At 38.1% G+C, this 21903-nt stretch carries 19 protein-coding genes, 1 pseudogene and 1 other annotated feature; all 20 genes and pseudogenes read right to left on the reverse strand.

The window, feature by feature from the left end:
• Positions 1 to 10: 10 nt before the first annotated feature.
• Complete coding sequence (locus OC529_RS04585) at positions 11 to 1270, reverse strand: UDP-N-acetylglucosamine 1-carboxyvinyltransferase (RefSeq protein ID WP_262081594.1); 1260 nt, start codon at positions 1268 to 1270, stop codon at positions 11 to 13.
• A gap of 1083 nt (positions 1271 to 2353) precedes the next feature.
• Positions 2354 to 2512, reverse strand: coding sequence for a hypothetical protein (locus OC529_RS04590; protein ID WP_050292351.1), 159 nt, complete (start codon positions 2510 to 2512; stop codon positions 2354 to 2356).
• Between the two features lie 9 nt (positions 2513 to 2521).
• Positions 2522 to 3832: a GTPase ObgE gene (obgE, locus tag OC529_RS04595; RefSeq protein WP_004248745.1), complete on the reverse strand. Its 1311-nt coding sequence runs from the start codon at positions 3830 to 3832 to the stop codon at positions 2522 to 2524.
• Between the two features lie 63 nt (positions 3833 to 3895).
• Positions 3896 to 4030 (reverse strand): DUF4044 domain-containing protein, encoded by a 135-nt coding sequence (locus OC529_RS04600; protein WP_000863859.1) that lies wholly within the window; start codon positions 4028 to 4030, stop codon positions 3896 to 3898.
• A gap of 58 nt (positions 4031 to 4088) precedes the next feature.
• Positions 4089 to 4265 carry a PspC domain-containing protein gene (locus tag OC529_RS04605; protein WP_173234132.1) on the reverse strand — a complete coding sequence of 59 codons (177 nt, stop codon included), beginning with the start codon at positions 4263 to 4265 and terminating at the stop codon, positions 4089 to 4091.
• Between the two features lie 29 nt (positions 4266 to 4294).
• A complete protein-coding gene (locus tag OC529_RS04610; RefSeq protein WP_262081595.1) occupies positions 4295 to 5620 on the reverse strand; it encodes a glycosyltransferase family 4 protein in 1326 nt (441 codons plus the stop codon).
• Positions 5621 to 5635: 15 nt separating this feature from the next.
• Positions 5636 to 6760: an alpha-galactosylglucosyldiacylglycerol synthase gene (cpoA, locus tag OC529_RS04615; RefSeq protein WP_262081596.1), complete on the reverse strand. Its 1125-nt coding sequence runs from the start codon at positions 6758 to 6760 to the stop codon at positions 5636 to 5638.
• A gap of 33 nt (positions 6761 to 6793) precedes the next feature.
• Entirely contained in the window at positions 6794 to 7123 is a 330-nt protein-coding gene (locus OC529_RS04620) for a metal-sulfur cluster assembly factor (protein ID WP_000331929.1), read from the reverse strand.
• 13 nt (positions 7124 to 7136) lie between these two features.
• Positions 7137 to 8246: an RNA polymerase sigma factor RpoD gene (gene rpoD, locus OC529_RS04625; protein WP_000201906.1), complete on the reverse strand. Its 1110-nt coding sequence runs from the start codon at positions 8244 to 8246 to the stop codon at positions 7137 to 7139.
• A gap of 2 nt (positions 8247 to 8248) precedes the next feature.
• The gene (gene dnaG / locus OC529_RS04630; protein WP_173212833.1) at positions 8249 to 10009 is read right to left on the reverse strand and encodes a DNA primase; all 1761 of its coding nucleotides are present in this window, start codon (positions 10007 to 10009) and stop codon (positions 8249 to 8251) included.
• Positions 10010 to 10098: 89 nt separating this feature from the next.
• Positions 10099 to 10857: an ABC transporter ATP-binding protein gene (locus tag OC529_RS04635; RefSeq protein ID WP_070527393.1), complete on the reverse strand. Its 759-nt coding sequence runs from the start codon at positions 10855 to 10857 to the stop codon at positions 10099 to 10101.
• Positions 10854 to 11720 carry an ABC transporter permease gene (locus OC529_RS04640; protein WP_173212837.1) on the reverse strand — a complete coding sequence of 289 codons (867 nt, stop codon included), beginning with the start codon at positions 11718 to 11720 and terminating at the stop codon, positions 10854 to 10856. Before OC529_RS04640 ends, OC529_RS04635 begins: the two co-directional genes overlap by 4 nt.
• 68 nt (positions 11721 to 11788) lie before the next feature.
• Positions 11789 to 12793 carry a tryptophan ABC transporter substrate-binding protein gene (gene trpX / locus OC529_RS04645; protein WP_173212839.1) on the reverse strand — a complete coding sequence of 335 codons (1005 nt, stop codon included), beginning with the start codon at positions 12791 to 12793 and terminating at the stop codon, positions 11789 to 11791.
• A gap of 263 nt (positions 12794 to 13056) precedes the next feature.
• Positions 13057 to 13275 (reverse strand) — a binding site (T-box leader).
• Positions 13276 to 13371: 96 nt separating this feature from the next.
• Complete coding sequence (gene ppc, locus OC529_RS04650; RefSeq protein WP_262081597.1) at positions 13372 to 16068, reverse strand: phosphoenolpyruvate carboxylase; 2697 nt, start codon at positions 16066 to 16068, stop codon at positions 13372 to 13374.
• Between the two features lie 24 nt (positions 16069 to 16092).
• The gene (ftsW, locus tag OC529_RS04655) at positions 16093 to 17316 is read right to left on the reverse strand and encodes a cell division peptidoglycan polymerase FtsW (protein WP_050242906.1); all 1224 of its coding nucleotides are present in this window, start codon (positions 17314 to 17316) and stop codon (positions 16093 to 16095) included.
• 143 nt (positions 17317 to 17459) lie between these two features.
• A pseudogene (locus OC529_RS04660) lies at positions 17460 to 17774 on the reverse strand (helix-turn-helix domain-containing protein); the annotation flags it as partial.
• A 182-nt stretch (positions 17775 to 17956) separates the two neighbouring features.
• Positions 17957 to 19126 carry a hypothetical protein gene (locus OC529_RS04665; protein WP_173218370.1) on the reverse strand — a complete coding sequence of 390 codons (1170 nt, stop codon included), beginning with the start codon at positions 19124 to 19126 and terminating at the stop codon, positions 17957 to 17959.
• 23 nt (positions 19127 to 19149) lie between these two features.
• Positions 19150 to 19878, reverse strand: a complete 729-nt coding sequence (locus tag OC529_RS04670; protein ID WP_262081598.1) for a hypothetical protein — start codon at positions 19876 to 19878, stop codon at positions 19150 to 19152.
• Between the two features lie 81 nt (positions 19879 to 19959).
• Positions 19960 to 20130, reverse strand: coding sequence for a hypothetical protein (locus OC529_RS04675; RefSeq protein WP_262081599.1), 171 nt, complete (start codon positions 20128 to 20130; stop codon positions 19960 to 19962).
• Positions 20131 to 20579: 449 nt separating this feature from the next.
• Positions 20580 to 21863, reverse strand: coding sequence for a cellulose synthase (locus tag OC529_RS04680; protein WP_262081600.1), 1284 nt, complete (start codon positions 21861 to 21863; stop codon positions 20580 to 20582).
• Between the last annotated feature and the right edge of the window lie 40 nt (positions 21864 to 21903).

Here is a 21903-nt window from a genome sequence, read left to right on the forward strand (position 1 = left end):
CCTCTACGGCTTAATCCTCAATAAGTCTAATATCCGCTCCTAGATTACGTAATTTTTCAATAATATCAGAATAACCACGTAAGATAAACTCGATATTGATAATTTCAGTTTGCCCCTCGGCCATCAAACCAGCAATAACTAAAGCTGCACCAGCTCTCAGGTCAGTTGCTTTAACACTTGCCCCACGTAAATCACGTCCACCTGTGTACAAAATATGACCATTTGTTGTCGAAATGTCCGCATCCATCTTTGCTAGTTCAAAAACATGATTTACACGTTTTTCGTAAATCGTATCGACAATTGTACCACGACCATTAGCTGTTAGTAAAAGAGGGGTAATCGGTTGTTGCAAGTCAGTAGCAAAACCTGGGTAAGGAGCCGTCTTAATATTGATTGCTTTCAAATTAGACTGCTCCTCGACAAAAATGCTGTCTTCAGATACAGTCATCCTCACTCCCATTTCTTCCAACTTAGCGATGAATCCTTCTAGATGTTCGTAAAGAACATTATTTATACGAATTCCTTTACCAACTGCAGCAGCTAAAGAAATATATGTTCCAGCTTCGATACGGTCTGGAATCACCTGATGACGGGTTCCATGTAATCTTTCAACACCATCAATAATGATGATATTAGTTCCTGCACCACGGATATGGGCACCCATATTATTCAAGAGAGTAGCTACATCAATAATCTCAGGTTCACGGGCTGCATTTTCAATAATAGTACGACCATTCGCTTTAACCGCAGCAATCATCGTATTGATCGTTGCCCCCACACTAACCGTATCCATGTAAATACTTGCACCATGAAGTCCTGTATCTTTAGCAGATAACTTCATGTTATCTCCCTCGTAGCTAACAGTGGCACCCATAGCTTCAAACGCCTTAAGGTGTAGGTCAATCGGACGAGGACCAAGATCACATCCTCCCGGTAGACCAACTGTCGCTTCACCAAAACGGCCTAAGAGGCTCCCATAAAAATAGTAAGATGCACGAAGACTGTTAATTTTACCATAAGGCATTGGAATATTTTGAACACCTCTTGGATCAATCTCCAAGACATCGTCATAACGTTTAACAGTTGCTCCCATCAATTCCATAATTTCGACAAGACTTGCTACATCCGAAATATCTGGAACGCAATCCAAAGTCACCACATCATCAGCCAAGATAATAGCTGGAATTAAGGCCACAACGCTATTTTTAGCACCACTAATAGTGATTTCACCTTGTAGTGGTAAACCACCATTGATAACAATTTTTCTCATTCTAAGTTTTCAATACTCTTTCAAGATTTCTAATAAGGTCTTTAAAATAAATTATATCATAAATGCAACCTTTTTTCCATTCTTTTCAATTTTATTGGATAAATCAAAGTTGACGAGTTAGTAACTGAATTACTAATACTCAATAAAAATCAAAGAGCAAACTAGGAAGCTAGCCGCAGGCTGCTCAAAACACTGTTTTGAGGTTGTAGATAAGACTGACGAAGTCAGTCACATATATACGGCAAGGCGACGCTGACGTGGTTTGAAGAGATTTTCGAAGAGTATAATCTTTCTCGAAGCGCTATTACCCCTTTTTTGTCCCCTGAAACCAAGTAGGAGCTAAGACTAGCTCCCTTATCTAAGTATCGGAATACGGCTGTTCAACTAAATTTTAGCAAGAACTTCTCCCCCTTCTCTCAGTTCACAAAAGCGTTTTATACATACCGTCCTATATTTCATAAACAAGACGTTTTCAGGCTATCATCCTATCAGACAATCTATTTTAAAGATAACCGTGACTCAGGATCACTTCTATTTGTCGTTTTCTCTTTATAGTGATAGACCTCACGGGATAAGTCATACATCTTTCCTCGTGTATACAAGATATGAGGACGTTAAAAGGTTACAGTGAAAATAGAAAATCTTAGTCCGAATTCAATTACTCTCGTGCTTTATGTATATAGGTTACGACTACCTTTTTGGACTTTAGAGTTTTGAGCCCCCTTATCTACTATATACGCCTTACTATCACGTTCCTGTTCGTAGAGCCACGATTTCGCTATCCCTTCCTCTGACGATTCTTATTTACAGCGTCAGACTTAAAACGGTCTATCCCCAGATCGTTTTAATCCGCTACCTCACGATAGTCAGGCTTGGGAATCGCTATTTGACTCGCCGAGAACTTTGACATCAGATATACTATAATAAAGTGAAAAAAGAATTAAACAATTTAATTTTGAAATTCAAATCAATTGATAACAATATTTTAGAAGATATGCTGTGCTATTCCAGATTCAGTTTGCTATACATCCCGTCGTACCACAAAATCCCGTGTCTGATGAGGCACGGGATTTTTTAGCTTCTTTACTGAGATAGATTTTCTTTTTTAGTTCGTGCCAATCTCAGAGCACGATTTGGATTGAGACGATTAAATAGTTCTTCCAATTTCTTTTCATTCCAAACGTCTGCGGCGGAAACAAAATTACCATCCGCATCTCGGAAAGATATCGGTTTATCTCCCATACCAGTCTCCTAGTCTACAAATTCAAACTCAAATTTACCAATTCGGACCAAGTCACCATCTTTAGCACCACGCGCACGAAGGGCTTCATCAACCCCCATACCACGAAGCTGGCGGGCAAATTTCATGACAGATTCATCACGATCAAAGTTGGTCATATTAAAGAGTTTCATGAGTTTTTCACCAGAAAGTACCCACGTAGCATCGTCATCACGACTAATTTCAAAAGCTTTTTCTTCCTCGTCAAATCCGTAGTAAGCTTCTTCTTCCATATCTGACTCGTCATAGAGCAAGAATTCTGGTGTCTTGTCTAACAATTCAGCTGTAGCATCCAATAGCGTTGCCAGACCTTGCTTGGTCAAACCAGAAATTGGGAAGATAGCTGGTAACTCTTCAAATTCATCGTAGTTTTCAGCCAATTTTTTCTTAAATTCTTTAAGATTTTCCTGACTCTCAGGCATGTCCATCTTATTAGCTACAATAATCTGTGGACGCTCCATGAGACGGAGGTTATAAGACTCTAACTCCTTATTGATAGCTAAGTAGTCCTCATAAGGATCACGTCCTTCGCTAGCTGACATATCAATGATGTGAAGGATGACACGTGTACGCTCGATGTGACGGAGGAACTGAGTTCCCAAACCAACACCTTGACTAGCGCCTTCAATCAAACCTGGTAGATCGGCTACTGCAAAGGATTCACCTGATTGGGTACGAACCATACCTAGATTTGGCACAATAGTGGTAAAGTGATAGGCACCAATTTTAGGTTTAGCTGAGGTAATAACACTTAAAAGTGTTGATTTCCCTACAGATGGGAAACCTACTAAACCGACATCTGCCAAGATTTTTAGTTCCAATTGTAACTCACGCTCCTGACCTGGTTCTCCATTTTCAGAGATTTCAGGTGCAGGATTTTTTGGTGTCGCGAAACGAATATTTCCACGTCCACCACGACCACCGTGGGCTACAATAAATTCTTGCCCATGTTCAATCAAATCTGTTAAAACTTTGCCAGTCTCTGCATCACGGACAGTCGTACCTTGCGGCACTCGAACTCTAAGATCCTCAGCACCACGGCCATGCATCCCTTTGGTCATTCCTTTCTCACCAGAATCAGCCTTGAAATGACGATTGTAGCGGAAATCCATCAAAGTACGCAAACCTTCGTCTACAACGAAGACGACATTGCCTCCACGACCACCATCACCACCCCAAGGACCACCATTAGGGACATATTTTTCACGGCGAAAGGCAACCATACCATCACCACCATTACCAGCCTTGACCTTGATCTTAGCTGTATCTAAAAACATACTCATTATTTCTTCTCACTTTAAAAAAGGGCTGGGAAATCCCAGTCACTAAATTTTCTTGAATCTATTTTATAGATTACTGAGGGCACCAATTGCAGTTGCAAAAATTCCCAATAAACTTGCTACTAGCATGATAATCACGATAAACAAGGTTATTTTCTCAAACATCGTTTTTTTACGATTTCCATTATCTCCAAATGCCATTTTTCTCTCCTTCGTTACATTCTATTTTCTATTATCTTAGCATGAATTGAGCTAGTTTTCAATAGTCACTTGCTACTGGTGCGATAATCCATAAAATGATATAAGCTACAATTCCCGCTCCGTAACAGCAAGCAAGAACACCCCATATTACACGAACAATAGTCGGATCCATATCAAAATAATGGGCTACCCCAGCACAAACACCAGCAATTTTTTGATCACTACCACCTCTCATCAATTGTTTTTTCATAGCTATTCCTCTTTCTATTCTTCATGGTCTTTCCAATAATCTCTGATGCTGATTAACTGTGTTTTTGAAGCCTTCAGCATGCGTCTAGAGCCTTTTACCGGTACAGCGACTACCTTTTGCGGAAGATACAAAACTGTTTTAAAAATACGCTGACTGACCGTATCATCTTTTGCTAAATCTTTCTGGAAATTATTTGAAATAATAGCATCAAGATAAAACTCATGCACCCGTTTCCCAAAATTCTCAGCCGAAATCTCGTACAATTTTTCTGATAAGGTATGCTCATTCATGTCTGGTGTTGCAATCAAGGCCTCTAAAATAGCACCAGCCAAATCATGTTCTCCATAGTACAAGGTTCCAAACATCTTGTCATTGATGAGATTGTCCAGATAAGGATTTCCATGAGCAATGACAGGCGTCCCACTAGCTAAGCTTTCCAAGTAGGTCAAGCCTTGGGTTTCACTTGTCGATGCCGAGATGAAGAAATCTGCCGCCTTATAATAAAGAGCCGTCTCACTAGGAGCAATCATACCTGTAAAGATAACGAAGTCTTGAATCTCTAGTTTCTGGGCTTGCTCTTTGAGGTCATCCAGATAAGGCCCATCCCCAGCAACTACCAGTTTCACCTTGTCTTCCTCTCTCAGAACTTCTGCAAAGGCTGCTAATACTGCTTGAATATTTTTTTCATAGGAAATTCTGGAAAGACTAAGCAACATCTTTTCATCATCTTGAATCCCTAATTTACTACGCAGTTCTTTCAGATTTTCTTGCTTGATTTCTGGACGTTCAAACTTGGCTAATTCAATCCCAGTTGGAATAACTCTCTTTTCCACCTTGACCTTATAGTCCGATAGCAAGTCTCGGACAATCTCACTCGGGCAAATGACTCCATCCACATCATGCAAAAAACCTCTAACCAGATACTTGACCATACTAGGACGAATCAACATCCCCTTGGCAATATAATGGACATAGTCTTCATACTGGGTGTGATAGGTATGGATGACTGGAATCTTCAATTCACGCGCAATCCAAATCCCCAACAAGCCTAAAGAAAATTCTGTCTGGGTATGAATAATATCCAGCTGATATTGTTTAGCAATTTCAAGCGCCTTACTGAATCCTCGATAGGCAAAGCGGCGATCTTTAAAAGCAAAGAAGGGAACACTTGGAATGCGGATAATTTGCCAATCTTCGTAGCGATTGACATCCTTATCTGTCGTCGTAAAGATAAAAACAGCATGCCCCTGCTTTTCAAGTTCTGTTTTCAAGGTTCGAATACTGGTCGCAACACCTGAAACCTGAGGAAAATAGGTATCTGTAAATAAACCAATTCGCATAGATTACCTCACTTTTTATTTTCTCCCTAAAGCGGCTTGTTTCTCATAAAAGTCCAACCAGATTTGCAACAGATGCTCTTCAGAATACTCTCTAGAAATATTCTTAGCCTTTTCTTTCAAATCTTTTAAGGTAGCAGGATTTGCTTGATATTCCAGAATAGCCTCTTTCATCTCTTCTCTATCTGCTGTCGCCCGATAATTTCCCTCCAAAATTACCTTATAAAGATCTAAATCACGCAACATTATAGGAGCTTCACAACTGGCAGCCTCTAAAATCGTCATCGGAAAGAGCTCATTATAACTAGGTAACAAGAAAAGATTTGCTAGGGCATACAACTCGCGCATTCGCTCTGGTGAGACAATTCCTGGAAAAATCAAATTTTTAGGGGGATTCTCCATCATTTTCTTGTAACGTTCATAACCATCTGTCATACCACCAAAAGAGAAACCACCAGCCCAGATAAAGGTAATTTGCGGCAATTCCTCAGCCAGACGGATAAAATCATCAATCCCTTTACGTTTCTGAACTTGACCAGCACCTACTACGATAAACTGATTATCACTAAGACCTAGCTCTGTTCGCAGTCTCACTATCTCTTCTTGTGGAAGTGGATGCCATTTTTCCTTGTTGACAAAGTTAGGGATATAAGTCACTTTTTCACGTGGAATACCAGCCGCCACCAAATCCTCAATGAACATAGGATTGACCACCACCAAGTGCTCCATTCGGTTGTAAAAAGAAAATACATAGCGTTTCACAATTCCCTTTAAGAAAAATGGAATTTTCAAACTCCCCTCAAGTGTGTCAGGCAAGAAATGCACATAGCCAATTTTCCTTCCCGAGCGTTTCTTTTGGAATGTTGATAAATAATAGGGGAAATCAATGGTATGAAAGTGAGTCACATCTGCCTCGATTGGAAGATTTTCTGTAACAATCAATTGGTCCTTGGCATCACGGTGAAGAAGACGAACTAATTCACGGTAGGCACCTGAAACTCCTTGTCCAGCTACTTTCTCACTTGAACTCAACATATTGATGCGTAATTTCTTTTTTTCCATAACTACTATTATATCATTTTCTTTGAATAAAATCAGCAAAAGAAAGGAGAGACTAAAGGAAAAGAAGGGAAATTTCCTCACTTTTCCAACGGTCTCTCACATGCTTTTATATGTTTACTTAATGCCTAGGGCAATGCGTGCATAGCGACTCATTTTTTCAACGGTCCAGGCTGGATACCAGACTAATTTAACCTCAGTATCCGTTACTTCTGGAACCTCTGTCATGGCATCATAAATCTGATCCGTCAAAAGGTCTGCCAAGGGACAACCCATAGTTGTCAACGTCATATCAATCTCTGTTTGCCCTGTGTCGCCGTCAAAACGAATCTCATAAATCAAACCAAGATTGACAATATCGATTCCCAACTCAGGGTCGATGACTTCTTCCAAGGCTGTTAAAATTCGTGTTTTGATGTTTTCAATTTGCTCTTCTGTATAAGCCATATTTTCCTCACTCTTAGTCTTCAATAAAATCACGAAGCGGTTTGCTGCGACTTGGTTGGCGTAGTTTTCTCAAAGCCTTTGCTTCAATCTGACGGATACGCTCGCGAGTCACGTTAAAGACTTTACCCACATCTTCAAGGGTACGCATTTTTCCATCATCTAGCCCGAAACGGAGACGTAGAACATTTTCTTCACGGTCTGTAAGAGTATCCAAGACCTCATCCAACTGCTCACGCAAGACGATACGAGTTGTATAATCCACTGGATTTTCAATCACTTCATCTTCGATAAAGTCCCCAAGGTGGCTATCATCCTCTTCACCGATTGGAGTTTCAAGAGATACTGGTTCTTGGGCAATCTTCAAGATTTCACGAACCTTATCAGGTGTCATATCCATACGTTCAGCAATCTGTTCTGGTGTTGGATCTTGACCTAATTCTTGAAGGAGGTTCCGCTGTTCACGAACCAATTTATTGATGGTTTCAACCATGTGAACTGGGATACGGATGGTACGAGCTTGATCCGCAATAGCACGAGTGATAGCCTGACGAATCCACCAAGTTGCGTAAGTTGAGAACTTGAACCCTTTAGAATAGTCAAACTTGTCAACCGCCTTCATCAAGCCCATATTTCCTTCTTGAATCAAGTCAAGGAACTGCATACCACGACCGACATAGCGTTTGGCGATGGAAACAACCAAACGAAGGTTGGCTTCCGCAAGACGTTGTTTGGCTTCGATATCACCAGCTTCAACAGCCAGTGCCAATTCTTTTTCCTCTTCATTGGTCAAGAGAGGAACGACTCCGATTTCTTTCAAGTACATACGGACAGGGTCATTAACCTTAGCAGAAGTTGACCCAATCAAGTCCTCATCGCTGAGTTCTGGTTCTTCTTCATTGCTAAGAACACGCGCACTCGGATTTCCTTCGTTATCTGTGATAGAAATCCCTGCATCCTGAATTCGTTGCAAGAGATCTTCAATCCCATCAGCATCCAAGGTAAAAGGAACGACAAGACTAGCATTGATTTCATCATCAGTTGCTGTCCCTTTTTGCTTATGATTACGGATAAATTCTGCTACTTGTACGTCAAATGTTGTTACTTCTTTTTGTTTTGTTGCCATTATTACTCCATTCTTCTCTTTTGGGAAATTAAACGTTCCAATTCTTCTAGGGCTGTGTCTGTATCTCCTACATGGCTAGCTTCCTGCACCTTCTTTTTGATTCTCATATTGTCCTGATTCAAGAGAGCCTTGTTACGAGTCATTTCTACTTCACTAAGTTCCTGCGGTGACATCTCAGCAGGTAAATCCTGAGCTAAAACCTGATACCAAGCTCTTTCAACTTCATCTGTCTGTTCTGCTAAAACTTCCGGAGGAAGATTGCCATACTGACCAAGCAAGTCATATAAGACCTGAAATTCAGGTGTATCAAATGTAAAATCTTCTCGTAAACGGTAATCGTTCAAAACAAGAGGGGATTCCATCATCCGATAGAGTAGATGGGCTTCTGCTCTCATAATAGCTGATAACTGCTTGGTGACAGGCATAGTGATTTGCGTCGGTCTGGAAATCCCTTCCATGCGATTCTGCCTTTGCGCCTGACGACTCTCATTAACAATCTGCTCAATCTGGGCATAATCAAAAGATGCCAGACTGTCAGCTAAAATATGAATATAGCTGTTTTGAGCAGTGATAGACTTTTCTTGAACAATCAAGGGAGCTATTTTTTCAATAAACTCAATCTGGGCCTGCAGATTTTCACTATTTTCAGGTTTGTACTGGTGAATGTAAAACTCAATCGGACTAATACGAGTTTTCGTTAATAGATAGGCCAAGTCTTCCGGACCATTTTTTTGTAGATACTCATCTGGATCCAAGTTATCAGGCATGCTGACGATTTGCACAGGCATATCACCAATTTCATCCAGTGCTTTCAATGTCGCAGCTTGCCCAGCCTTATCGCCATCGTAAACAAGAACCAACTTCTTGGTTAGCCTTTTCAGATGTTCAACATGCTCACGACTTAAAGCTGTTCCCATAGATGCGACAGCATTTTCGATTCCAGCCCGATAGGCTGCAATGACATCCATGAATCCTTCCATCAGGTAAATCTCACTGGTTTTACCAGAAGATTTTTTTGCCCTATCCATATGATATAATTCGTAACTTTTGTTAAAAATTGCAGTCGATCGGCTATTTTTATATTTAGAAGTTTGTGAATCCGTTTTCTGCCAGATACGACCTGAGAAGGCAAGCACCTTTCCTCGGTCATTTGTCAGGGGAAACATAATCCGATTGTGAAAGGTGTCTACAAATTGATTAGCATCTGAGAGGTAAAATAGTCCCGAATCCAGGAAATCCTCTTCACGATACTGACCAGCCAAACGTTGATAGAGATAGTTGCGTTCTGGAGGTGCTAAACCAATCCGAAAATGCTTGAGCACTTCATCTGTCAAACCGCGCTGATAAAGGTAATTTCTGGCCTCTTCCCCCATGGTCGTTGTCATGAGAATAGCGTGATAAAATTTGGCTGCATCTTCGTGCATATCATAAAGAGCTTGGTGAGGCGAAACTGGCTTTTGTTCACTATAAAGCGGTTTTTCAACCTCTATCCCGACACGCTGACCTAAGATTTGGACAGCCTCCATAAAGGGAACCCCTTGGTACTCCTCGATGAACTTAAAGACATCACCCGAGCGACCACAACCAAAACAGTGGTAAAACTGCTTGTCCTCTACAACGTTGAAAGAAGGTGTTTTTTCACCATGAAAAGGACAGAGCCCTAGATAGTTCCGTCCTGCCTTTTGTAAAGAAATCACATCTCCTATGACTTCCACAATGTTGGCATTGTTTTTGATTTCCTCAATGACTTGTTTGTCAACCATACACAATACCTCCATGTTATCATAGTTTACTTTATATAGTATACTTTATTTCAGAAAAAAAGTAAACCATTTCACTCATTTTCCCTACTTTATTCAAAGAGTTGATAATAATCAGAGATTTTCATTTTTGCTTTTTCTTCTTGCTTCAAATCTTGGATAATTCGTCCTTCTTTCATGACAATTAAACGATTTCCATATTTGAGAGCATCTTCCATATGGTGAGTAATCATAAGAGCTGTCAGCTGGTCTTTCTTGACAAATTCATCTGTCAATTCCATGAGGGCAACACTGGTCTTTGGATCAAGGGCTGCAGTATGCTCGTCTAACAAGAGTAATTCAGGTCGCTTCAAGGTTGCCATCAAGAGACTCAAGGCTTGTCTTTGACCACCTGATAAAAACTCAATCGGTGTATTCAAATGTTTCTCAAGACCGTTTCCCACTTTTTCAATAGTTGCCTGAAACTCATCCTTATAACTAGTCAAGCGTCGTGGTAACAATCCACGCTTTTCACCACGAAACTTGGCAATCAAGAGATTCTCTGCCACTGTCATACGAGGAGCTGTCCCCATCTTGGGATCTTGGAAGACTCGAGACAGATACTTAGCCCGCTTCTCTGGTGAAAACTTGGTAACATCCTCACCTAAAATACGGATGGTTCCGCTGGTTAGTGACAGGGTTCCTGCAATAGTGTTAAAGAGGGTTGATTTCCCAGCACCATTTCCACCTAAAATCGTGATAAAATCCTGTTCAAAAATTTCTAAGGAAACATCATTTAAAATAATCTTTTCTTCATCAAAGCCATTTTTAACGACTTTGGTTGCATTTTTTAATTCTACAATTGCTGTCATTTGCTTAATTTGGCTCCTTTCAAGATTGTTTGTTTAAATGTTGGAATCATGAGGCAGACTGCTAAAATCACGGCGCTGTACAAACGAAGGTAACTTGTATTAAAGCCAAGCGCAATAACTGCCCACACTAAGAATTGATAAGCGATGGAACCGACAACGATGGTAACCAGACGTTCTGCCAAGCTCAAACTCTTGAAAATAACTTCCCCAATAATCAAACTTGCAAGCCCCACAACGATAACCCCGATTCCTCGAGATACATCAGCATAGCCTTCTTGCTGAGCAATGAGGGCACCTGCAAGGGCAATCACACCATTTGATAAAACCAAGCCCATAAGCTCCATGCGCCCAGTATGAATCCCGAAACTTCTAGCCATATCAGGATTGTCACCTGTAGCAATATAGGCTTGTCCTAGTTTGGTATCCAAGAAAAAGAGCATGAGAGCAATAACAAGACTGACAAAGATAAGACCTGTCAAGAGTTGGTTCAAATCTGAATCAAAAGGCAAAACATCCTGGATTTGCTTGGTTCCAAGTAAGCCTAAATTTGCACGTCCCATAATCAAGAGCATGATAGAATGACAGGAAGTCATCACCAAAATCCCTGATAACAAGGTGGGGATCTTCCCTTTTGTATAAAGAAGTCCTGCTGCCATACCAGCCAAACAACCTGCTCCTACAGCAACAAGTGTCGCTAAAAAAGGGTTCACGCCTTTGGTTATCAGAGTGACAGCAACAGCTCCGCCAAGAGGGAAGGAACCTTCTGTTGTCATATCTGGAAAGTTCAAAATCCTAAATGTCATAAAGATTCCCAGACCTAGAATAGCCCAGACAAATCCTTGAGAAATAATGGAAACAATCATATTTTATTTAATCCTTTCTATATTCATCTTTTTAAAAAATGGGAAGAGTTTCCTCCTCCCTACCTTATTTATTCGATGACTTGTCCTGCTTCTTTGAGAACAGACTCAGGAATCGTAATACCTAGTTCTTGTGCTATTTTTTTATTGATGACTGACTTACCAGTTGAAAAGACATTGACTGGGGTATCGGCTGGTTTTGCACCTTTCAAGACTTGCGCAATCATTTTTCCAGTTGCCACACCAAGGTCATGTTGGTCAACTACAACTGATGCCAAACCACCTACTTCTACCATAGCTGTCGCACTTGGATAAATCGGTTTCTTAGAACTTTGATTGCTAGAGACAACCGTTGGAAATCCTGATGCAATGGTGTTATCAATTGGAACCCAAATAGCATCTACCTTGCTAGTCATAACAGTGACAGTTGAGGCAATTTCATTTGTTGAAGGAACTGCAAATGTTTCCACTGTCAGACCTGCTTTTTCAGCATAAGCCTTAAATTCTTCGACCTGTGTTTTTGAATTGTCTTCGCTACTTGAGTAAAGAGCTCCGATTGTTTTCACATTCGGTGTCAGAGCTTTGATGAGTTCAACTTGTTGTTGAGCTGGATTGTGGTCAGATACCCCTGTAACGTTGCCACCTGGTCTTTTCAAATCTTTAACCAAGTTAGCACCAATTGGGTCTGTAATAGCGGCCATGATAACAGGTAGGTCTTTTGTGGCACTAGCCAAACCTTGGGCTGCTGGTGTTGCGATACCAACCACAAGGTCATTCCCATTTGCAACCAATTGTTTACTCATTGTCGCAACCTTACTTTGGTCACCTTCTGAGTTCATAAAATCGATTTTAACTTGATCATCTTTATATCCTTCTTCTGCAAGTCCATCTTGGATCCCTTTATAAATCAAGTCAAGGGATGGATGGCTCACAAATTGAAGCACACCAATCTTGGCTATTTTCTTCTCATCCTTATTATTCTGAGCTTCTGATTTATTCATTGAAGAATAAATTAAGCTTCCTGCTACTAAGACTGCTAATGCAGCGATAATTCCAATTAAACGTTTATTTTTCATTCTATTTCCCCTTTTATTCCTTTAAAATACTTCACTTATCTAATACTCTTCGAAAATCTCTTCAAACCACGTCAGCGTCGCCTTACCGTAGATATATGATACTGACTCTGTCAGTTCTATCCACAACCTCAAAACAGTGTTTTGAGCAGCTTGCGGCTAGCTTCCTAGTTTGCTTTTTGATTTTCATTGAGTATAAACAAGCGACGCCATCGTTTTCTTTCCATACTAACCTCCATCAAAAAAGTCCTCACACAAAAAACTTGTGTGAGGACGTCGATGCGCGGTACCACCTCAATTATAGGGAATTTCCCTATCGCTCTGTCTCGCAATAACGAGATGCACTGTAAGGTGTGCTCACCGAATTTTTATGATTTCAAATTCTAAATAACATTCAGCCCAATTTTCATCATCATCACTTATCTGTTTTCAGCTACCACAGACTCTCTAAAAAGTTTATTATGATTACTTTTCTGAATGTTTAAATTATATCATTTTTCAACTACTTGTCAAGACTCTTTTAGCATTTTTTTGAAAGATTCAAAAACTTCCCCTATAGAAAAGAGGAAGTTTGATAGGTATCAGCCTGAATTACGCAATCCGGTCGCAATTCCGTTGATGGTGATATGAATCAATCGTTCTTGATCACTGGACAATTCTCCACGGCGTTGGCGTTTAATCAACTCTAACTGAATATAGTTGAGAATATTAAAGTAAGGCATACGGTAATCCAGACTAGCTTTTAGATATGGATTGTCAGCTAAGAGTTCGTCATGTCCTTCAATAGCCAAGATAACGTTCTTAGTAACTTGCCATTCATTTAAAATAGTCTCATAGATGGCCTTAACTTGCTCATCTTCACAAAGTTTAGCATATTCAAAAGCAATATTCATATTTGATTTTGACAAAACCATATCAACATTTGAAAGAAGCGATTGGAAGAAAGGCCAATTTTGGTACATGTCTCGTAAGATAGCAATATTCTCTGGATTTTTATCGATAAATTCCTTGAAGCTTGAACCAACCCCATACCATCCAGGGAACATAACACGACTCTGTGACCATGAGAATACCCAAGGGATGGCACGCAAACCACCGATTTCAGTAATCGTCTTACGAGCGGCTGGACGAGAACCAATATTAAAACTTGAAATAGCCTTGATTGGACTTGACTCGAAGAAATAGTCATAGAAATGCTCATTACCAAAGACCAAATCACGGTAGATATCGTAACTACGGTCCACTACTTGATCCATAATGGCTTCATAACGATTTGAGGTGTTGGTATCGCTCTTCTTCTGAGTAATCATACGGTTAATAGCTGCCGATACTAGCATTTCAAGATTATAGTAAGCAGCGTCTTTGTTACCGTATTTATTCCCAATTACTTCTCCTTGCTCCGTCAAACGAATGCGATCCTTGATAGACTTGAGCGGTTGAGATGTGATGGCTTCATAGGTTGGCCCACCACCACGACCGACAGTACCACCACGGCCATGAAAGAAAGTGACCTTAACGCCAAATTCATCTCCAATAGCAGTCAATTGTTGTTGAGCCTTGTAGAGAGTCCAACATGATGATAAGTAACCACCATCTTTATTACTATCAGAGTAACCAAGCATGATTTCTTGGTAGTTATTACGTGAAGCAATCCATTTTTTGGCAAGGCTAAGAGAAAGATATTTTCTCATTGTTTCCTCTGAATGATCCAAGTCTTCAATTGTTTCAAAAAGGGGAACAATCTGAACACGCGCCCTTTCCGTATCCACCAGTCCTACTTCTTTTAATAAAATAGCTAATTCTAGCATATCAGAAAGGCTGGTTGCATGTGAAATGATGGTCTGACGGATGACATCATCTCCCAACTTATCTTTCAAAACACGAGCCGTCTTAAAAATAGCTAGTTCTTTTGCTAATAGTTCTGATTTCTCTGCGTGAGTCGCAGAAAGAATTCGGGGATCTTCTTCTAACTCTTTCAAGAGAAGGTCACACTTTTCTTCTTCGCTCAACTCGCTATAGCGAGAATGAATTCCTGCGGATTTCAAGAGTTCTGCCACACAGGCTTCATAGACGCTAGAGTCTTGTCGCATATCAATTGATGCTAGGTAAAAACCAAATATCTCTACTGCCTGCAGTAATTCAACAAAATCACCTGAAATCAAGGACTCGCCCTTATTTTCTAGTAGAGAATCTCGAATGGCAATCAAATCCTTGTAGAAATCATTGGCGGTTTCATAACGAGTCCCAACTTCCTTATCCTCAATCAGATAGGTTTTAGTTGCCTGAATTTTTGATTGAATATCAAACAAGGCACGACGGTAAAGCTCTTTTTCACGGTAAATCGAGTTATCCTTGGATTGACGAGCCATTTCTCTGACTTGCTTACTGACATTGACAATACTAGTTGAAAGAGAAAATTCACGATAAAGTTGGTAAATCTTTTCATCATAGTAGTTCATGATGACTTCACACTGAGTGAGTGCAGACTGCTTCAAGGTCTCTGCTGTAACAAATGGATTTCCATCACGGTCACCACCTATCCACATACCCATGGTGATTGGTTTAGCCTGTTTTAAATTCAGACCATGCGCTTGCGCTAAGCGCTTATACTCCGTCGTCAAGTGAGGTACAGCTTTCAAAAAGGAGCTGTTGTAGTATTCCATAGCATTCGTGATTTCGTTAGTCACTTTTAATTTTTTCTCACGAATCATGTCTGTCTGCATGATAATTTCGATATAACGGCGCAAATCATTGTGCCATTTTTCTTTATTGATCAACCCCAACTTAACATCACGGTATTTACGCAAAAGACTATGAATATGATTTGTTAAATCCAACATACTTTTGCGTTGCACTTGTGTTGGATGGGCTGTCAAAACAGGGACAACATTCAAGTGTTCAAGAATTTCAACGGCATTTTCTTTTTCAGCAACCATTTTGATCGTTGTAGATAATTTACCTAAATAATCCTGATCAATATTATTTTGATGATTGATTTCATAAGCTAAATCCACATCCTCTGAAATATTAATCAAAAGAGGTAAGATTGAAAAATAGCGTGAAATATAGACCATTTCATCATTTGATAAGCTAGTCACTAGACGGTTTAGACCTTGATAATCTTCCTGCGTTGATAATTCTTTCAACTGCATGATTTTTTCAAAGGTCTCTGGGGCAAGCATGTTTTTAGTGATATCTTCCAGCAATTCTGTTAGAATCAAGACTTCTTCTTGCACAACACTTTTATTACTATAATTTTCTAATTTTTGAAGAGACATAGACTATCCTTTCTTTATTCTACTTCACAGAAGGTTCATTGGTTGATTTTCCAATTCTCGATACAACTTAGCGCGTTTTTCACTGGCATCAATATTTAAGACAAAGGCCACTGCCACTGATAAGACTAGAAGACTATTTCCACCCTGGGATAAGAAGGGAAAGGTTACTCCTGTGGATGGAATCAAGCCCGAAATCCCTCCGATATTGACAAATACCTGAACCAACATCATCCCTCCGACACCGAGTGCAACCATGGCATTGAAAGGATTCTCCGCTCGGATACCGACCAAGATAATCCGCAAAATCATGAAAAACAAGAGAGCTAAAATAAGACTGGCACCAACAAAGCCAAATTCTTCAATCACGATAGAAAAGACAAAGTCTGTATGAGCTTCTGGTAAATAACCTCGTTTTTCAATCGAGTTTCCAAGACCTAGACCAAACCAACCGCCATTGACCATGGCAAAATAAGAATTAGATAACTGGTGACCCGCATCCGCACGATCGGCAAAAGGATTAAAAAAGGCACTAAAGCGCTTGGCTACATAGCCAAATACTGGGATTTTTGAAAAGGTCTCAACACCGATTAGGCTGATAGTGGTCAAGACAAAGACAGAAGCGGCAGATACGAGCGCCAGAATGGTTGAAAACCAGCGATAAGCGATTCCACTAACTGTATACATAATCAAGGAAACCAAGACTAAAATAGTCGCATTCCCTAAATCAGGGAAAATTCCCAAACTTCCAATCAGAACTAGGAGAACGAATCGCCAATCATTAAAAGCACGAGGAAGCCATTGATTTTGAGTCAAAACTTGAAAATCATAAATAGCTATTTCTTCTTGCTGTTTGGAGAATCGGTGAGCCAAATACCAAATAATAATGATTTTTAAGTACTCAGCTGGCTGAATAGTTACTCCTGCAACCGAAATCCAACCGTATGCCCCGTTTACGGAAATACCAATAAAACGAGCCAAGAACAATAAAAGCATTTCTATCAATATAACTAAAATGATTAGTCGCTCATTTCTCAAAAAATCTAGTCTCAATTTATAAATTAAGGCAATCAGTATCAAACTAACAATCCAAAAGATTCCTTGGTTTCGAACCAATTGCAAAGCGCTCTTGCCTTCTTCAATTAAAATAGCACTGGTGGTCGAATAGACCACAATCAAGCCCAAAATAGATAAAAGCAAGTAGGGAATCAAGATGGAATAATTTAATAAGTGCCTCTTACTAATCTTCATAGTATCACCACTCTACTAGGATACAGACAAATCTGTTCCAAATTCCGTTTTATTTTCTAGTTTTGATTGCTATTATACCATTTTTTCAGAAAGAAAAAAACTCTTACCTTACAATCCTTCGAATTTTACTGTTTTTACAGAATTAAGGCAGAATTTGAAATCGTAAAACCATTTTGAATAAGAGTTGCTTCAATCCATTGACTCCGACTAATTATGTTGCTTTCGTGAATGCCAAAATCAGCCGAAATTTGTTCATAAGTGCGCTATTCTCGCATGTATTGAATAGTTACCTTGAGGAGATCGTCTAGGCTTAATTTGGATTTTCGTCCACCTTTTGCGCGTTTACGTTGATAAGCTGTTTTTAACACAGATAACATCTCTTCAAAAGTCGTGCGCTGAACACCTACAAGGCTCTTGAAACGGATATCGCTTAATTGTTTACTTGCTTCATCATCCATAGTTTTATTGTCTTGTATTTTTGTTTCGCAGAAAGTCTATTATCCCTTTCGTTCCAAGGTTTTTACGCTTTTTCAAGCAATCCTACACACTCCACGTGTGGTGCTAGCAAACTTCTATATTATAGAACGAAAGTATGTAAAAGTGATTTTGGAATAATACTATAGAACGGAACTATTAAAATTTATTTAGTAAGGAAATCCCCTAACTCACTGACCAATCCTTGCTTTATAGAACAGAAATCAATACTCTGAACTTTCGTCTCACGTAATGTAATTTTTTCTGCAGTAGTATAAAAATCTAATTCATCTTGAGTGAAGAAATCTAGTGCATCATATCGACGTATAGGTATAAGTTTTTCATTATAATAAACCAGCATTTTAATCGGATTGACTCGTAATACCTCAGCCACTCCAGAATCCGCAGTTGCGAAATAATGGAGATAAATCACATCTGAATTTTCAATACAATTGAATAAAGTACTTTGTTCCAATAGTCTTATATGAAAAATATCCCATGCTGTATTATGTATTTTATCAATTAACTTCTTAGCCCCTAGCTGTAACTTTTTAAATATTTCTTGAACAGCACTATCATTTTTCAAAAAAAGTATTAATAAAGTCATTTCCAATTCTAAAAATACGCATAAATCCTCAAAACAATAGCGTTTAAACTCAGCTACTTTAGCTTTTGTAGAAAGATTTTTTGTATTTTTCAAAACGAATGCTTTCAATATATAGCAACATACTGCCTCATACTGTTGTATCACCTCATCATTGCTTAGGTAGTTTTCTGCATCTTCCCAGATTTCTTTCATCCAAATATATTTATCTGGTTTTAGAGTCTGAGGCACATTAGATTGAAATACTTCAAAATTAGTGCTATCAAAATAAACATAACTTTCAATCATTTTGGCTAATAATTCACGATTTATTGGGGTGGTATATCTTTCCATTAAAGCATTTGAAATATTATTTGTTAGACGCAACGATTTAATTTCGTGTAAAAATTTAATTAAATTCTCCTTATCTGGGACATTTCTTCCTCTATATAAATCATGTATGTAGGTAAAAATGTTTAAGTCATAATTGATAATTCTGGCAACGGGTAAGAAATTATCCTTAGCATTCACAGTATTTTTATCAATAACCCAAATTTTTTGGTAATCTCCCAAACCAATCAGATTAAACTTTCCATAGCTAAATGATTTGCCTATATTACCAAAATTTGACTTTTCTTCATCAAATAGAAAAACTCTACACTCATGAAGGTTCCATCTATTGAAAACTTCTATTTTCTGTATGGTCGTTTCACACTTAACTAGCTCCTGAATAAAAGGATATATTTCAAGCATAGGTGTTTAACCTCCAAAAATATTTAGTTGTCTTGTTCATAACGAATAACTTCTTCCCAATAATCATACTCATCACAAATATACAACATTGCATTAAATAACTTCAAAAACTCTTGTTCTTCGATTTCTTTCTCCCACCGACCATGACTAATCATATGTCGATTTGGTTCATCAAGTGTAAATCTATTAGTATCTTTGAAGAAACTATACAGCCAGTGCATCAGTCCTACATCGCTAAACGACTTATCAATAAATATATTATCAATTTCTTTAATCGCTCGGTGACCTACTGGTATTTTTTTCTCTAATGAAGTCATTTCTGAAATTCTATTTAGTGCACCATCAATTGCCAAACTTCCCAGAGTGTATGCTGCATAAAAGTTTCGATTAAAGTAGCAATCAACCATTGATTTTACAAGAGGAGCTGAATAACACGCTGAATTTTGTAAGTCAATAATAAAATCCTCATTTTTTAGTTTATCCCTAAGCAGCTCTAACCATTCGTCCTCCAAGGTATTCCATTCCTCAGCAAGTAAACGTTGATAAACATTTCTATCACGAAAATAAATAACCCATCCATTTTCTGCCAGCAGTTGAACTCGAGAAATAATCTGCTCAATTTCTTCTTGTGTGTAAATCGAAGGCAGTGACTTTAAAAGTTCATTAATGCCACTAAAAGTCTTTGAATAATCAATTTGATAGCTAGCAATTAAATTTTTAGCAGAATCTGCAATGTTTTGAATTGCTTGCAAGTGTGTACTTGATAACGTTTTATTGTACGACGCAACCACTTCTGACATGACATTAATAGCGCTTTTTTCCACTTGAATTAATTAAGGAAGACTTACTAAAGGAGTCGTCAAATTAGCAAAATTTACTAATTTAGCTGAACTTAATACATTTGAAGTTGCAATTAATTCTGAAATAATATTAGCATTTACAGTTGCTTGAAAGTTACTAAAGGTATCAGCCAAAACAGAAATAGATGTAGTATTTTGTCCCAATTTTATCTTCTCAGAGACGTTTGTTGAGCTGTCTAAGGGAATTTTTTAGAGTCTATTTCAACTTTCTTCACTTTAATACTATCAGTCATTTCGTCCTCCCAAAACAGCTTATTCATATTGTTTATTATACCACTAAAACTACAAAAAGACCTTAACCATTAAGAAGTTCAACTCGAACAACCACTTTGATACTAATTTCTCCTGAACAATAAAAATTTTATTTTCATAAAATCTTACTATTTTGATTTATAGAAAGATTTTAGAATTTAACAAGCAGTGATAGTGACTAAACATAGTGCCAGGAATCTTCTAAATTATAGAACGAAAGTATATAATATACTGCCTTTATTAAAGACAATTTATAATAAATGTGTAAAATGATTTATTAATAGTTTAGTTAATCATTTACTCTAATAACACTTCGATTTGTAAAAATCCTATTAACAAAGTTACCAGTAGTACCTTTTCTCACTCAGATATTGTTCTTTTTCTTCTCTAGAATTTTCATGATTTCTGATTCCTAATAATTCATCTGATGAAGAAACTATTGGGTCGATCCAGTCAGCCTTGGATCTAATCCAATCAATTTCCTCTTTACTAAGTTTCCCTACTATCTCCAGTTTATCAGCCATCAGTCTTAAATCATTTGCTGTTTGAAAATCTTCTAGCATATTTAGAAGAGACATTGTCCGCTTCTTCTCTTCTTCGATTCTATTTTGTAATTTTCTTTTTCGCTCCTGCTCCTCTTCGTATTGTCTTGCTCTCTCTTCACGTTCAAGTCGTAAGTTCTTAACTTTATAATACTCTTGGTAAATTAAAACGATTATTTCTGGGATTGATTGTTCAAGTGTGAATTCTTTAGTATCTTTAATGTATTTGCCATCTATTATCTTAAATCGAAATTTTCCATTTGGAATATAGTCATACTTCTTTATTCTTGGTTTAAAAGCATATCTATTAAACTTAACGCTATCATTGTACTCTGCTAGTTCTTTAGCTTCTTCTTTCGTTAATTCATGACTTACTTTGTCTGTTGATTCTATAACTTCAAAACGAACAATATCCTTATCAATTTGAATATCCCAATTTGAAGTTACATTATCACCGATTCTTTCAATTACAGTAACTAGAGTATCTAAAAAGTGATATAAACGTGGAAGAGAATTTAGTGAAATACTTTTTACAAATTTAGGTTCTTTCAAATTATTATATCTGTGTCTAGAATCAAAGTAAGGATAGGAAGCAGCTTTTTCCCTCTTATTCCACTCTGCGATTTTATCTCTTAGATTAGCTACAGATTTATGTAATCTCTTATTTGGAGACTGGTTTAGGTTTGAAACGGCTTCGATAATAAGCTCTATTTTATCTTCCTCTAAAAATGATAATGAACTTCTTATACTATTTGTATCAAGTTTAAAAATATCTTTATTTTTATCTTCTAAACTCTCTTCTTTATGTTTACTAGGTTTTATTCTATTGTTCTTTAGACTTTTTCTATCAATATTAACTTCATTTACGTCATTTTGTGGTAATGGAACAATAAGTTCGCTTAAATCTTGTCCAGTATTCTTACGATACCAATAACTTCCATTTGGAATTGGAATTTCAAATTCTTTGCATTTCTTGAGTAAGTCTGAATAGCTTAAATCATATTTCAATGAAACTTGTTTTGCACTTATCTCCCAGATTTCTTCATAGAGTTCCTCTCTAGAAAAGGTCTTTATCATCTTCATTTGAAACACCTTTACCCTTATATTTTACATCACCGTTTTT

The sequence above is a fragment of the Streptococcus sp. Marseille-Q5855 genome, assembly GCF_946901985.1.
Classification (GTDB): Bacteria; Bacillota; Bacilli; order Lactobacillales; family Streptococcaceae; genus Streptococcus.